The 14,506-nt window shown below is 39.3% G+C and carries 10 protein-coding genes and 1 pseudogene; 9 read left to right on the forward strand and 2 right to left on the reverse strand.

Translation table 11 applies throughout. The features are described 5' to 3' along the window. Positions 1-20 precede the first annotated feature (20 nt). The 5 genes from acnA to ptsP all read left to right on the forward strand — a co-directional run bounded on the left by acnA (position 21) and on the right by ptsP (position 7,263). A complete protein-coding gene (gene acnA / locus NYE32_RS03855) occupies positions 21-2,684 on the forward strand; it encodes an aconitate hydratase AcnA (RefSeq protein ID WP_201041241.1) in 2,664 nt (887 codons plus the stop codon). A 1-nt stretch (position 2,685) separates the two neighbouring features. Further along, a complete protein-coding gene (locus tag NYE32_RS03860; RefSeq protein ID WP_002890679.1) occupies positions 2,686-3,810 on the forward strand; it encodes a citrate synthase in 1,125 nt (374 codons plus the stop codon). A gap of 13 nt (positions 3,811-3,823) precedes the next feature. Further along, positions 3,824-4,999: an NADP-dependent isocitrate dehydrogenase gene (icd, locus tag NYE32_RS03865; RefSeq protein WP_073689335.1), complete on the forward strand. Its 1,176-nt coding sequence runs from the start codon at positions 3,824-3,826 to the stop codon at positions 4,997-4,999. 262 nt (positions 5,000-5,261) lie between these two features. Then, complete coding sequence (locus tag NYE32_RS03870) at positions 5,262-5,525, forward strand: phosphocarrier protein HPr (protein ID WP_002884015.1); 264 nt, start codon at positions 5,262-5,264, stop codon at positions 5,523-5,525. 4 nt (positions 5,526-5,529) lie between these two features. Beyond that, positions 5,530-7,263, forward strand: coding sequence for a phosphoenolpyruvate--protein phosphotransferase (ptsP, locus tag NYE32_RS03875; protein WP_002890681.1), 1,734 nt, complete (start codon positions 5,530-5,532; stop codon positions 7,261-7,263). Between the two features lie 47 nt (positions 7,264-7,310). Here the strand turns inward: ptsP and NYE32_RS03880 are convergent. Beyond that, positions 7,311-8,560 (reverse strand): annotated as a pseudogene (locus tag NYE32_RS03880) (ISL3 family transposase). A gap of 341 nt (positions 8,561-8,901) precedes the next feature. Between NYE32_RS03880 and NYE32_RS03885 the strand changes: the two are divergent. From NYE32_RS03885 to NYE32_RS03900, 4 genes are all read left to right on the forward strand, one after another. Beyond that, complete coding sequence (locus NYE32_RS03885) at positions 8,902-10,335, forward strand: NADP-dependent glyceraldehyde-3-phosphate dehydrogenase (protein ID WP_002890682.1); 1,434 nt, start codon at positions 8,902-8,904, stop codon at positions 10,333-10,335. 115 nt (positions 10,336-10,450) lie between these two features. Further along, positions 10,451-11,278 (forward strand): alpha/beta hydrolase, encoded by an 828-nt coding sequence (locus tag NYE32_RS03890; protein ID WP_004182709.1) that lies wholly within the window; start codon positions 10,451-10,453, stop codon positions 11,276-11,278. A 51-nt stretch (positions 11,279-11,329) separates the two neighbouring features. Beyond that, positions 11,330-12,070: an alpha/beta hydrolase-fold protein gene (locus tag NYE32_RS03895; RefSeq protein WP_002884014.1), complete on the forward strand. Its 741-nt coding sequence runs from the start codon at positions 11,330-11,332 to the stop codon at positions 12,068-12,070. A 46-nt stretch (positions 12,071-12,116) separates the two neighbouring features. Next, positions 12,117-13,280: an ATP-grasp domain-containing protein gene (locus NYE32_RS03900; RefSeq protein ID WP_037600505.1), complete on the forward strand. Its 1,164-nt coding sequence runs from the start codon at positions 12,117-12,119 to the stop codon at positions 13,278-13,280. A 52-nt stretch (positions 13,281-13,332) separates the two neighbouring features. Here NYE32_RS03900 and NYE32_RS03905 read toward each other — a convergent pair whose 3' ends face one another. Beyond that, positions 13,333-14,415: a DEAD/DEAH box helicase gene (locus tag NYE32_RS03905; protein ID WP_339157094.1), complete on the reverse strand. Its 1,083-nt coding sequence runs from the start codon at positions 14,413-14,415 to the stop codon at positions 13,333-13,335. Positions 14,416-14,506 lie beyond the last annotated feature (91 nt).

Consider the following 14,506-nt stretch of genomic DNA (forward strand, 5'->3'; position numbering starts at 1 on the left):
TAACTAATGGAGGTTCAAGTATGCAAGAATACTGTTCAAATCTAACTGTAAATGGTAAAACATTCTCTTTCTATGATCTCGAAAAAGCAGCAAAATCTCATGATGTTAAGGTCGGAGAACTACCTTATAGCATTCGAATACTACTTGAAAGTCTCCTTCGAAAAAAAGATGGTGTCGATGTTAAGGAATCTCACATTTCTGATCTAATAAAATTTCCGAATTTTCCAACAATTTCTGAAGTACCTTTTAAACCAAGTCGTGTTATCTTACAGGATTTTACAGGGGTTCCTGTTGTTGTTGATTTAGCTTCCATGCGTGATGCTATAGTGGCTAATGGTGGTAAAGCCGAATTTATTAATCCCGAGATTCCAGTAGATTTGGTCATCGACCACTCTGTCCAAGTTGATTCATATGGATGTGATACTGCTCTTGAAGATAATATCAATCTAGAGTTTAAACGTAATAACGAGCGCTATGAGTTTCTTAAGTGGGCCGAACAGTCTTTTGAAAATTACCGTGCTGTTCCACCAGCAACAGGTATTATTCATCAGGTTAATATTGAATTTTTGAGTGATGTCATTATTGAAAATGATGGACTCCTATATCCTGACTCTATGTTTGGTACAGATAGTCATACGACTATGATTAATGGTATTGGCGTTCTTGGTTGGGGTGTTGGCGGAATTGAAGCTGAAGCAGCGATGCTAGGTGAAGCATCTTATTTCCCAATTCCAGAGGTTATTGGTGTACATCTGACAGGAGAGCTGCCTAAAATTGCCACAGCAACAGATTTGGCTCTCAAGATTACTCAGGTGCTTCGTTCTGAAAATGTGGTTGGTAAATTTGTTGAGTACTTTGGACCTGGCTTGAAGAGTTTATCTCTAGCTGACCGTGCTACTGTCGCTAATATGGCACCGGAATATGGTGCGACTTGTGGTTATTTTCCTATTGATGACGAGACTCTTAACTACATGCGTTTAACTAATCGTGATGAGGAACATATCCAAGTCACTGAAGCCTATACAAAAGCCAATCATCTTTTCTATGATCCAAGTAAAGAAGCCAAGTATACTAAGATTGTTGAAGTCGATTTGTCATCTATTAAACCTTCTATCTCAGGTCCTAAACGTCCACAAGATTTGATTCTCTTATCTGATGCTAAGCAAGAATTTCAAGATGCAGTGGTACGTGAAGCAGGTGTCCGTGGTTTCGGTTTAGATAATGAAGAGTTAGCAAAAACTGCAAAAGTTGATTTTGAGGATCATTCAGAAACAATTCAAACGGGTCATGTTGCCATTGCAGCAATCACATCATGTACCAATACCTCAAATCCTTACGTTCTTATGGCAGCCGGTCTTTTAGCCAAAAAAGCGGTTGAGAAAGGATTAAAAGTATCTCCAACAGTCAAGACCTCTTTGGCGCCTGGATCTAAAGTCGTTACAGGTTATCTCAAAGCTTCAGGCTTGCAAACCTATCTAGATAAGCTTGGCTTTAACTTGGTAGGTTATGGTTGCACAACTTGTATTGGTAACTCAGGAGATTTACGTCCTGAAGTGGCTAAGGCTATTGTAGACAATGATCTCTTAGCGAGTGCTGTATTGTCAGGAAATCGTAATTTTGAAGGGCGTATTAATCCACTTGTTAAAGCGAATTTCTTGGCTAGTCCACCATTGGTTGTTGCTTATGCCTTGGCTGGTAACACGAATATTGATTTGACAACTGAACCTCTAGGCTTTGACGACAATGGTCAAGCTGTTTATTTAGAGGAGATTATGCCATCTCGTGATGACATTGAGACTTATGTTGATAAATACGTCACCCGTCAACTCTTCCAAGATGAATATGCCAGTGTCTTTTCTGATAGCGAGAAGTGGAATGCCATTCCTACTGAACAAAGTCAAAATTATAAATGGAATCAAAACTCTACCTATATTCAAAACCCACCTTACTTTGATGCTTTAGGAGATGATTTGAGTATTAAACCATTGAATGATTTGAAGGTTTTGGCTAAATTTGGAGATACGGTTACAACAGACCATATTTCTCCAGCGGGTAATATTGCCAGAAATAGCCCAGCAGCTCGTTATTTGACTGAGAATGGTGTTGATTATCAAGAATTTAATTCTTATGGTAGCCGTCGTGGAAATCACGAAGTCATGATGCGAGGAACTTTTGCTAATATTCGTATAAAGAATGAGCTAGCAGATGGAAAAATTGGTGGATATACTAAATATGATGGTGATATTCTACCTATATATGATGCTGCTATGAAATATAAAGAAGCTAATCAAGATACGCTTGTAATTGCTGGTAAGGATTATGGTATGGGCTCTAGTCGTGACTGGGCTGCTAAAGGTGCAAATCTCCTTGGTGTAAAAGTAGTGCTTGCTGAGAGTTTTGAGCGTATTCACCGTTCAAATCTAGTTATGATGGGGATTTTACCAGTACAATTTATGGAAGGGGAAAATGCTGAAAGTCTTGGATTGACAGGGCATGAGACCTTTAGCTTCGATCTTTCAGAAAATCCAGGTGTCCATGATGTTATCACTGTTACAGCTTCAACACCTGAACAAACCAAAACCTTTAAAGCCTTGGTACGCTTCGATGCAGATGCTGATATTCGCTACTATAAAAATGGTGGTATCTTACCAATGGTTGTAAGAAAAAAATTGAAGGGAGCCTAATATGACAACAGTTGAAATTAATGGACTTAAGGATATGATTGCCTGTAATACTAGGATTTCATCTATTATTGATGACCATTTATCCTATGCAGGATATGATATTTCCGAGTTTATGGAAAATAAAGCGTCTTTTGAGGAAGTGATTTATCTCTTATGGAATGGTCATCTTCCTACGCAAATGGAACTCAAGTATTTTGAAGCTGAGTTGCGTAAGAACTATGACATTTCAGATGCTGTAGAACAATGCATTCTTATCCAATCTCGTCCACATTTGCACCCAATGAGTGTTTTACGTTCAACAGTTTCACTTCTTGGGGTATACAATGTGGATGCTGAGGAGAAATCCATGGAAGCCGTTTATCAGCAAAGTATTGAATTGATGGCTAAATTGCCAACAATTATTACGACTTTTGCACGCTTACGCACTGGTAAAATGCCCCTCAAACCAAGAGAAGATTTAGGTTTTGCTGCTAATTTTCTTTACATGCTGAATGGTGTTGAACCTTCTGAAATTGAAGTTGAGGCTATGAATAAGGCCTTAATTCTACATGCTGATCATGAGTTGAATGCTTCAACTTTTGCAGCGCGTGTTTGTGCTTCGACTCTGACAGATATTTATTCTTGTGTTACAACAGCTATTGGTGCTCTAAAAGGTCCTCTGCATGGTGGGGCTAATGAACGCGTCTTTGATATGCTTAAAGAAATCCGCGAATCAGGTGATGTTTATGCTTACTTGCAGGAAAAACTTGACTCTAAAGAGAAAATCATGGGATTTGGGCACCGTGTATACAAGAAACAGGATCCTCGTGAAATTTTCTTAAGAGATATGGCTAAAAAGTTGACAGAGGGTACCGAGAATGAAGAATTCTTTAATATGTCTCAAGAAATTGAAGAGTTCATGAAAGATAAGAAGGGATTAATTCCCAATGTAGACTTCTATTCAGCCACCGTATATCATACTCTAGGAATTGACAGCGATATCTTCACACTTATCTTTGCAATGAGTCGTGTTGCCGGCTGGATTGCTCATATTCAAGAGCAGCAAAAAAATAACAAATTGATTCGTCCTCGCTCACAGTATATTGGACAAGAAAATATGACCTATATTCCTTTAGAAAAACGCTAGGGAGGAAAGCTATATGGCAGAAAAAATCGTAATGACAAATGGACAGCTTCAAGTTTCTGATAGTCCAATTATCCCTTTTATTGAAGGGGATGGTGTTGGACATGATATCTGGAAGAATGCCCAAGCAATCTTTGATAAAGCAGTAGAAGTAGCCTATGAAGGAAAGCGTCAAATTGAGTGGCAAGAGCTCCTAGCTGGTAAGAAGGCTTATGATAAAACAGGGGAATGGTTGCCGAAAAAAACATTGGAGACTATTCGAGAAAGTTTAGTTGCTATTAAGGGTCCGCTTGAGACGCCAGTAGGTGGAGGGCTTCGTTCTTTAAATGTAGCTTTACGTCAAGAACTTGATCTCTACGCTTGTGTTAGACCGGTTCGTTACTTTGAAGGAGTAGCAAGTCCGCTTAAGGAACCTGAAAAAACGAATATTACTATTTTTCGTGAAAATACTGAAGATATTTATGCGGGAATTGAATGGGAAGCGGGAACAACAGATGTTAAGCGCGTGATTGAGTTTCTCCAGACAGAAATGAATGTTAGTAAAATTCGCTTCCCAGAATCAAGTAGTATCGGAATCAAGCCAATTTCAATAGAAGGAAGTAAACGTCTCATTCGCTCGGCTATCGACTATGCTCTCAAGAACAATCTAAAAAAAGTGACCTTAGTTCATAAGGGGAATATTCAAAAATTTACAGAAGGTGGCTTCCGTAAATGGGGTTATGAAGTGGCTCAGGAAGAATATAAAGAAGAATTGCTGACTGGTCGTTTAGAGATTAATGATATAATCGCGGATAACTTTCTACAACAGATTCTTTTAAATCCAGAAAAATTTGATGTTGTTGCCTTAACCAACTTGAATGGTGATTATGCCAGTGACGCCTTAGCTGCACAAGTTGGCGGTATCGGCATTTCCCCTGGAGCCAACATTAACTATCAAACAGGCCATGCTATTTTTGAAGCAACACATGGAACAGCTCCGGATATCGCAGATCAAGATAAGGCTAATCCTTGCTCAGTTCTATTATCTGGCTGCATGCTTCTAGATTATATTGGTTGGACTGAGGCAGCTCAACTGATTACAAGTGCTATTGAAAAGACATTTAAAGCTGATATCTTTACAGCTGACTTAGCATTTGGAAAACAAGCTTATTCAACGAGTGCCTTTAGCAATCAAATTCTTTCAATTATGTGATTGTTTTTGCTCGAAAATGAAAAATTAACGATTGAAAACACCATGAAAGAAATTTTCTGAAAATGTTGTAAATAACTAGAGACTAGTATTTGCTTATGTTTAAAAAATTGAAAATGAGCAGTAAAATGAGAGACAGGCTTTTGAAAAACTTGTAGAAAGTACGTTTTAACCTTGATAATCTCAATTAGCTATGTTATAATTCTAAATTGTAAGGGTTATCATTGATAACTCAAATATTCCAAACTAAGAAGGAGAATCCATTATGGCTTCTAAAGATTTCCACATTGTTGCAGAAACAGGTATCCACGCACGTCCAGCTACTTTGCTTGTTCAAACAGCTAGCAAATTTGCTTCAGATATCACTCTTGACTACAAAGGTAAAGCAGTTAACCTTAAATCAATCATGGGTGTTATGAGCCTTGGTGTTGGTCAAGGTGCTGACGTAACTATCTCTGCAGAAGGTGCTGATGCTGATGATGCAATCGCAGCAATCGCAGAAACAATGACAAAAGAAGGATTGGCATAAGAATATGACAGAAATGCTTAAAGGAATCGCAGCATCTGATGGTGTTGCAGTTGCTAAGGCATATCTGCTTGTTCAACCGGACTTGTCATTTGAAACTGTAACAGTTGAAGATACAAGTGCAGAAGAGGCTCGTCTAGATGCTGCTCTAGCGGCGTCACAAGACGAGCTTTCTGTTATCCGTGAAAAAGCAGTTGAAAGCCTTGGTGAAGAAGCGGCAGCCGTTTTTGATGCTCACTTGATGGTTCTTGCTGACCCAGAAATGACTGGTCAAATTAAAGAAACTATCCGTGCTAAACAAGTTAATGCTGAAGCTGCTTTGACAGAAGTAACAGACATGTTTATCGCTATTTTTGAAGGTATGGAAGATAACCCATACATGCAAGAACGTGCAGCGGATATTCGTGACGTTACAAAACGTGTGCTTGCTAACTTGCTTGGTAAGAAATTGCCTAACCCGGCAACAATCAACGAAGAATCAATCGTTGTTGCTCATGACTTGACACCATCTGATACAGCTCAGTTGAACAAAAAGTACGTAAAAGCCTTTGTTACTAACATCGGTGGACGTACAAGTCACTCAGCTATCATGGCGCGTACACTTGAAATCGCAGCCGTTCTTGGAACAAATAACATCACAGAACTTGTCAAAGATGGTGATGTTTTGGCTGTTTCAGGTATTACTGGTGAAGTTGTTATCAACCCAACTGAAGAGCAAATTGCTGAGTTCAAAGCAGCTGGTGAAGCTTACGCTAAACAAAAAGCTGAATGGGCTCTCCTTAAAGATGCTCAAACAGTTACTGCTGATGGAAAACATTTCGAATTGGCTGCCAACATCGGTACACCTAAAGACGTTGAAGGTGTAAATGATAACGGTGCTGAAGCTGTTGGTCTCTATCGTACAGAATTCTTGTATATGGATTCTCAAGACTTCCCAACTGAAGATGACCAATATGAAGCTTACAAAGCAGTTCTTGAAGGTATGAACGGTAAACCTGTTGTCGTTCGTACAATGGATATCGGTGGGGATAAAGAACTCCCTTACTTCGACCTTCCTAAAGAAATGAACCCATTCTTGGGTTACCGTGCTTTGCGTATTTCTATCTCTGAAACTGGTAATCAAATGTTCCGTACACAATTGCGTGCTTTGCTTCGTGCATCTGTTCACGGTAAATTGCGTATCATGTTCCCAATGGTTGCTTTGTTGACTGAGTTCCGTACTGCTAAAGGTATTCTTGAAGAAGAAAAAGCTAAATTGGTTGCTGAAGGTGTTGCCGTTGCAGACGATATCGAAGTAGGTATCATGATTGAAATCCCAGCTGCAGCTATGCTTGCTGACCAATTTGCTAAGGAAGTTGATTTCTTCTCAATTGGTACAAATGACCTTATCCAATACACAATGGCTGCTGACCGTATGAACGAACAAGTTTCATATCTTTACCAACCATATAACCCTTCAATCCTTCGTTTGATTAACAATGTTATCAAAGCGGCTCACGCTGAAGGTAAATGGGCTGGTATGTGTGGTGAAATGGCTGGTGACCAAACTGCTGTTCCACTTCTTGTTGGAATGGGATTGGATGAGTTCTCAATGTCAGCGACATCTGTTCTTCGTACACGTAGCTTGATGAAGAAACTTGACACAGCTAAAATGGAAGAATACGCTAACCGTGCTCTTACTGAATGTGCAACAATGGAAGAAGTTCTTGAACTTTCAAAAGAATACGTTAACGTAGACTAATCATAAAGGCTCTTTGTCAACTGTAGTGGGTGACGAAAAGCTAACATCTAGAGAGGACCAGATAGGTCTTCTCTTTTTGTATATTCAGAGTGATGAAAACACGCTTTCTAAAGTTGATAAAATTTTTAAAACCGAAGCCCAGACGTTTAATATCTTTGATAAGCTTATTGGTCCCCTCCAATTTTGCATTTGAGTAATGTGTTTCTAGTGCATTTTTGATGTATTGTTTATGTTTACGAAAAGTCCTAAAGACTGTTTTGAAGTAATGATTGACCTTGCTTATATTCTCCTCTATGAGTTCAAAAAACTCATCCCCCCTCTTCTCCTGAAAGTGAAAAAGCAAAAGCTGATAGAGATTATAATAATTGGTGAGTTCTTCTGAGAAATTCAGTGTCTTCTCAACGACTTCATGTGGGCATAATGTTTGATGGAAGGTCTTTGAGTAAAAAGGGTTGAGAGATAACTTACGGCTGTCCTTTTGGAAGAGTCTCCAGTGATTTTTTAAAGCTCGATAAGGTAGCGACTTCTTATCAAACTGGTTCATAATCGCAATTCTTGTCTTTAAAAAGGCTCGACCAAGGTGCTGAATAATGTGAAATCGATCAAGAACGATTTTGGCGTTTGGAAAGAGCTTGCGAGCCAGTGGCATATAAGCTCCAGACATATCCATAGTGATAAACTGTACCTGTTGTCGGACTTTCAATGGATACTTCAAAAAGTAGTTTCGTATAGTAGTTTGGCAGCGATTATCAAGTATAGTTATGAGTTCGTTTGTCTCATAGTTCTGTGCCACAAAAGCCAATTCCCCTTTCTTGAAGCCAAACTCATCCCAGGACATAATAGCTGGGAGTTTGTCATAATGTTCCTTGAAAGTAAACTGGTCGAGTTTACGATAGACAGTGGACGTTGACACGCGAAGTCTTCTGGCAATATCCGTTAATGACACCTTCTCAGTTAGGAGTTGTGTAACCTTTTGTCGGACTAGATTGGAGATTTGGCAGTTTTTCTCAACGATAGATGTCTCAGCTACCGTGACTCGTCTACAACTTTTACACTGGAAACGACGTTTTTTCAGACGTAGTAGTGTTGGAGTTCCAGCTTGCTCAAGAAGAGGGATTTTAGAAGGCTTTTGAAAGTCGTACTTGATCATCTTTCTATGGCAATGAGGACATGATGGTGCAGGGGAATCGAGTTTTGCTTGAATCTCGATATGAGTATCAGTTTCAAAAACAAGTGAAATATTGATATTTTGGTCTTTAATTCCGATTAATTCTGTGGTATTCTTAATAAGTCTCATAAGTTCTTCCTAATGATGGTTTGGTCGCTTTTCATTATAGTTCTTATGGGACTTTTTGTGTACATTGAAAAAGCTCCATAATCCTCTACAGTGGTTTTACCCACTACAGAAATTATAGAGCCATCATAAAAAGTGGAGGCTTAGGCTTTCACTTTTTTTATATCTAAACGGAGACAAAATAATTGACTCATTCTTTAGTTAGGAGTAGAATACGGCTAACCTAGGTTAACAATTTTAACTATTTTTTGTCAAAATTTTCTGAATAATTCTCGTTTAAATCTTGGAATATTTCTAAAAAAATGATAAAATAGGTCTTATAATAGATAAAAGGAGTTACTATCTTGGCTAAACAATACAAAAACTATGTCAATGGTGAGTGGAAAACATCTGAAAACGAAATTACTATTTACGCACCTGCAAACGGTGAGGAACTTGGATCAGTTCCAGCGATGAGCCAAGCTGAAGTAGACGAAGTCTACGCAGCAGCTAAAGCAGCACTCCCAGCATGGCGTGCGCTTTCATATGCTGAACGTGCAGCTTACCTTCATAAAGCAGCAGATATCTTGGAACGTGATGCAGAAAAGATCGGTCAAGTTCTTTCTAAAGAAATCTCTAAAGGTTTGAAATCTGCAATCGGTGAAGTCGTTCGTACTGCTGAAATCATCCACTATGCAGCTGAAGAAGGTTTGCGTTTGGAAGGTGAAGTACTTGAAGGTGGTGCATTTGACGCTGGTAGCAAGAAAAAAATCGCTGTTGTTCGTCGCGAACCAGTAGGTCTTGTCCTTGCTATCTCTCCATTTAACTACCCAGTAAACTTGGCTGGTTCTAAAATTGCTCCTGCCTTGATTGCTGGTGACGTTGTTGCCTTCAAACCACCAACACAAGGTTCTATCTCAGGTCTTCTTTTGGTTGAAGCATTTGTAGAAGCTGGTATCCCTGCAGGTGTCTTGAACTCTATCACAGGTCGTGGTTCTGTTATCGGTGACTACATTGTTGAGCACAAAGCAGTTGATTTCATCAACTTTACAGGTTCAACACCAGTTGGTGAAAATATCGGTCGTTTGGCAGCTATGCGTCCAATCATGCTTGAACTTGGTGGTAAAGATGCCGCTATCGTTCTTGAAGATGCTGATCTTGACTTGACTGCTAAAAACATTGTTGCTGGTGCCTTTGACTATTCAGGTCAACGTTGTACAGCTATCAAACGTGTCCTTGTAATGGATAGCGTTGCAGATGAATTGGTAGAAAAAGTAACTGCTTTGGTAGGTAATATCACTGTTGGTATGCCTGAAGAAAGCGCAAGCGTTACACCACTTATCGATACAAAAGCTGCTGACTTCGTTCAAGGTTTGATTGATGATGCAGTTGAACAAGGTGCTACTGCTAAAACTGAATTGAAACGTGAAGGTAACCTTATTTACCCAGCAGTCTTTGACCATGTAACAACTGATATGCGTCTTGCTTGGGAAGAACCATTTGGTCCTGTATTGCCATTCATCCGTGTATCTTCAGTTGAAGAAGCAATCAAGATTTCTAACGAATCTGAATTTGGACTTCAAGGTGCTGTCTTCACACAAGACTACCCACGTGCATTTGCAATTGCTGAACAACTTGAAGTTGGTACAGTTCACATCAACAACAAAACACAACGTGGTACAGATAACTTCCCATTCCTTGGTGTTAAAGGATCTGGTGCCGGAACTCAAGGTGTGAAATACTCTATCGAAGCTATGACTCGTGTGAAATCAACAGTATTTGATATCGCAAACTACTAAGAGTGTAGCTATTCAATCATTAAAAAAGTGTAAAGGGTCCCAATAATAGGGGCTCTTTTTCTTTTAAAATATGGTATAATAGAACTAAATTTCGAATATAGAGAGTTTTCTGACAATGAATAAATCTTATTTTTACTTGGTTATGAAGACGCATGAGTTAGAGGTACCATACACTGGTCAACTTCGTCGTGTGCGTGTTCTTCTACCTAAGAACTATGAAACGGATACAGATCGTTCTTACCCTGTCGTGTATTTCCATGATGGTCAGAATGTTCTTTATAGTAAGGAGTCGTTTTCTGGCTATTCTTGGAAGATTATCCCAACAATCAAGCGTAATCCTGATATTTCGCGCATGATTGTTGTAGCTATTGATAATGATGGTCCTGGCCGTATGAATGAGTATTCTGCGTGGAAGTACCAAGAATCTAATATCCCTGGTGTCCAGTTCGGAGGTAAGGGTGTAGAGTATGCAGAGTTTGTCATGGATGTGGTTAAACCCTTTATTGATAAGGAATACCGTACCCTCTCTGACCGTCAGCACACAGCTATGATTGGTTCATCTCTCGGTGGTAATATTACTCAGTTTATGGGGCTTGATTATAAGGAGCAGATTGGTTGTCTTGGGGTATTTTCTTCAGCTAACTGGTTGCATCAGGATGCTTTTGATCGTTACATGTCGCGTCAAAAGCTCGATTCAGATCAACGTGTCTACATATATGTAGGAACTGAGGAAGCTGATGATACTGACAAGACCTTGATGGCTGGTAATATTAAGCAGGCTTATATAGACTCTTCATTGAGCTATTATCATGATTTGATTGCTCGTGGGGTTGATTTGGAAAATATCAAGATTCACATTCAATCTGGTGCTGAACACAATGAAGAAGCTTGGGCCGAGAATTTACCAGACTGTCTTCGCTTTTTCGCTGAAAAATGGGACTAGTCTTTATTAACGCAAATTAATTTAATTTAATTTAGGAAAAGGAATATAAATATGAATATCGAACATCTTAGCCACTGGAGTGGTCAACTTAACCGTGAAATGTATGTTAACCGTTACGGGCACGCTGGTATCCCTGTTGTGGTTTTTGCCTCATCAGGTGGTAGCCATAACGAATACTATGACTTTGGTATGATTGATGCTTGTGCACGTTTTATCGAAGAAGGACGCGTACAATTCTTTACGCTTTCAAGTGTGGACAGTGAAAGCTGGCTTTGTGATTGGAAAAATCCACACGATCGTGCTGAAATGCACCGTGCCTATGAACGCTATGTTATTGAAGAAGCTATTCCATTTATCAAACACAAAACTGGTTGGTTTGATCCAATGATGACAACAGGTTGTTCAATGGGGGCATACCATGCGCTTAATTTCTTCTTGCAACACCCTGATGTTTTCAATAAAGTGGTAGCCCTCAGTGGTGTCTACGATGCTCGTTTCTTTGTGGGTGAGTTTGGAGGGGACGAAGCTATTTACCAAAATTCCCCATCAGATTATATCTGGAACCAAAATGATGGTTGGTTTATCGACCGTTACCGTCAAGCTGAGATTATCGTATGTACAGGTCTTGGTGCTTGGGAACAAGATGGTCTTCCATCTTACTATAAACTCAAGGAAGCCTTTGAACAAAAGAATATTCCAGCTTGGTTCTCTGAGTGGGGCCATGATGTCGCTCATGATTGGGAATGGTGGCGTAAACAAATGCCTTATTTCCTTGACAATATGAACCTATAATTTCTTTGTCCATCCCATCTAAATAACTATAAAAGAGGAATTACTAATGAATTATCTTGTTATTTCACCATACTATCCACAAAACTTCCAACAGTTTACAGTTGAACTTGCTAATAAGGGAATCACTGTTCTTGGTATTGGTCAAGAGCCTTATGAACAATTGGATCAACCTTTGAAAGAGGCTTTGACTGAGTACTTCCGTGTAGACAATCTGGAAAACTTGGATGAAGTTAAACGTGCGGTAGCCTTTCTTTTCTATAAACACGGACCAATTGACCGAATCGAATCTCATAACGAATACTGGTTGGAATTGGATGCTGCTCTTCGTGAACAGTTCAATGTTTTTGGTGCTAAGCCAGAAGATCTTAAGAAGACTAAATTCAAGTCTGAAATGAAAAAACTCTTCCAAAAAGCTGGAGTTCCAGTTGTACCTGGTGCTATCATTAAAACTGATGAAGATGTGGATAAAGCTGTGAAAGAAATCGGTCTTCCAATGATTGCTAAGCCAGATAATGGGGTTGGTGCAGCTGCAACCTTCAAACTTGAAACAGAAGATGATATCAATCACTTTAAGGCTGAGTGGGATCATGAAACAGTTTATTTCTTTGAAAAATTTGTAACATCAAGCGAAATCTGTACTTTCGATGGTTTGATTGATCATGATGGTAATATTGTCTTCTCGACAACTTTTGATTATGCCCACACACCACTTGACTTGATGATTTACAAGATGGATAATTCTTACTACGTTCTTAAAGAAATGGATCCTAAGTTACGTAAGTATGGTGAGGCAATTGTCAAAGAATTTGGTATGAAGGAACGTTTCTTCCATATTGAGTTCTTCCGTGATGGTGACGATTATATTGCTATTGAATATAACAACCGTCCAGCAGGTGGTTTCACAATCGACGTGTATAACTATGCTCACTCTTTCGATTTGTACAAGGGGTATGCGGATATCGTTGCTGGCGAACCATTCCCAGCTTCTCAGTTTGAGCCACTTTACTGTTTGGCGACTTCACGTCGTGCAAGCTCTCACTATGCTTATTCAGAAGAAGAACTTTTTGATAAGTATCGTGAACAACTTAAAGTTAAGAAAATCATGCCTGCAGCCTTTGCAGAGTTGCAAGGTGACTTCCTCTATATGTTGACAACTCCAAGTCGTGAGGAAATGGAACAAATGATTGAGGACTTTGGTAAAAAAGCCTAGTCTGTATATGTTAAAAGCACTTCAGAGTAAACTGAAGTGCTTTTGTAATGCCTTATTTTTCGTGAAGTTCTTGATTTTTAAGAACCAGTTCTGAAACTTTGGCGAATTTTTTAAGTTTTTTGAGGTCTTCTGGATGGGTTACAAAGCTAATGACGCTACCTTCATTTCCCATACGACCAGTACGTCCTGCACGGTGAGTATAGGCTTCGCGATCTCGAGGTATATCGAAGTTGATGACTACCTCTAGATTTTCAATATCGATGCCGCGTGCCAAGAGGTCAGTACCGAGTAAGAGTGAAATCTCATGATTCTTGAATTTTTCCAAGATAACCTTACGGAATTTGATGTTGATGTCACTAGCCAATGATACCGCTGAAGCCCCGTTAAATTGGAGGCGTTCTTCAGTAGCCCCAAGGTCAGATAGACTGTTAAAAAAGACAAGGCCACGGAAGTCAGGGATATTGGAGAACTTACGAAGAAGTTCGACACGGTTACGTTTATCAACACTGATAAAATAATGTTTGATGGTGTCAAGTTCTTGATCAGATAGGTCATAAACGATGGTATTTTCGACAAGATTTTGATCATCAATTTTGTTGGTTGCCGAAATATAAATCATTTGATGGTCACGAGGAACATGGTGGCTGATTTTTGTCACAAAGTGGTATTGGCTATCACTGAGAAGCTCATCAAATTCATCTAGGACGATGGTGTTGACATTCATCATCTTGATCTTTTTGAGTTTAATCAGCTCAAAGACACGGCCAGGTGTTCCGATGAGAATTTCCGGTCCTTTCTTCAGGCGTTCAATTTGTCTCTTTTGACTAGAGCCAGAAAGGAAGAGTTGGGCAGTGAGTCCTAGTGGCTCAGCCCATTGTTTGGTCACATCAAAAATCTGTCCAGCAAGCTCTGAATTGGGTGCTAGGATAAGCAATTGCTGAGATTTTTTGGGCTTGAGTGAGAGGAGCAATGGGAGAAGGTAGGCTAGAGTCTTACCTGTTCCTGTAGGACTGATACCTAGGATATTGTCTCCTTCAGTGATTGGTGCAAAGAGTTCTTTTTGAATGGCAGTCTCTGTAGTGATTCCTTTTTCTTTAAGGAGGTCTTGCCATTGTTCAGGAAAGTTTTTAAACATAAAAGTCTCATTTTCTATATGGATTTGCTTTTATTATATCATGATTTAGTGTAGAATAAATAAGAAAGACTATATTAGATAGGAATTTACC

This window comes from Streptococcus sp. FSL R7-0248, from assembly GCF_037967965.1.
Classification (GTDB): domain Bacteria; phylum Bacillota; class Bacilli; order Lactobacillales; family Streptococcaceae; genus Streptococcus.

Coding starts and splice junctions, on each gene's coding strand:
- NYE32_RS03895 (WP_002884014.1), top strand. CDS start 11,330: ATGAATATCGAACATCTTAGCCACTGGAGTGGTCAACTTAACCGTGAA.
- NYE32_RS03890 (WP_004182709.1), top strand. CDS start 10,451: ATGAATAAATCTTATTTTTACTTGGTTATGAAGACGCATGAGTTAGAG.
- ptsP (WP_002890681.1), top strand. CDS start 5,530: ATGACAGAAATGCTTAAAGGAATCGCAGCATCTGATGGTGTTGCAGTT.
- NYE32_RS03900 (WP_037600505.1), top strand. CDS start 12,117: ATGAATTATCTTGTTATTTCACCATACTATCCACAAAACTTCCAACAG.
- NYE32_RS03905 (WP_339157094.1), bottom strand. CDS start 14,415: ATGTTTAAAAACTTTCCTGAACAATGGCAAGACCTCCTTAAAGAAAAA.
- NYE32_RS03870 (WP_002884015.1), top strand. CDS start 5,262: ATGGCTTCTAAAGATTTCCACATTGTTGCAGAAACAGGTATCCACGCA.
- NYE32_RS03860 (WP_002890679.1), top strand. CDS start 2,686: ATGACAACAGTTGAAATTAATGGACTTAAGGATATGATTGCCTGTAAT.
- acnA (WP_201041241.1), top strand. CDS start 21: ATGCAAGAATACTGTTCAAATCTAACTGTAAATGGTAAAACATTCTCT.
- icd (WP_073689335.1), top strand. CDS start 3,824: ATGGCAGAAAAAATCGTAATGACAAATGGACAGCTTCAAGTTTCTGAT.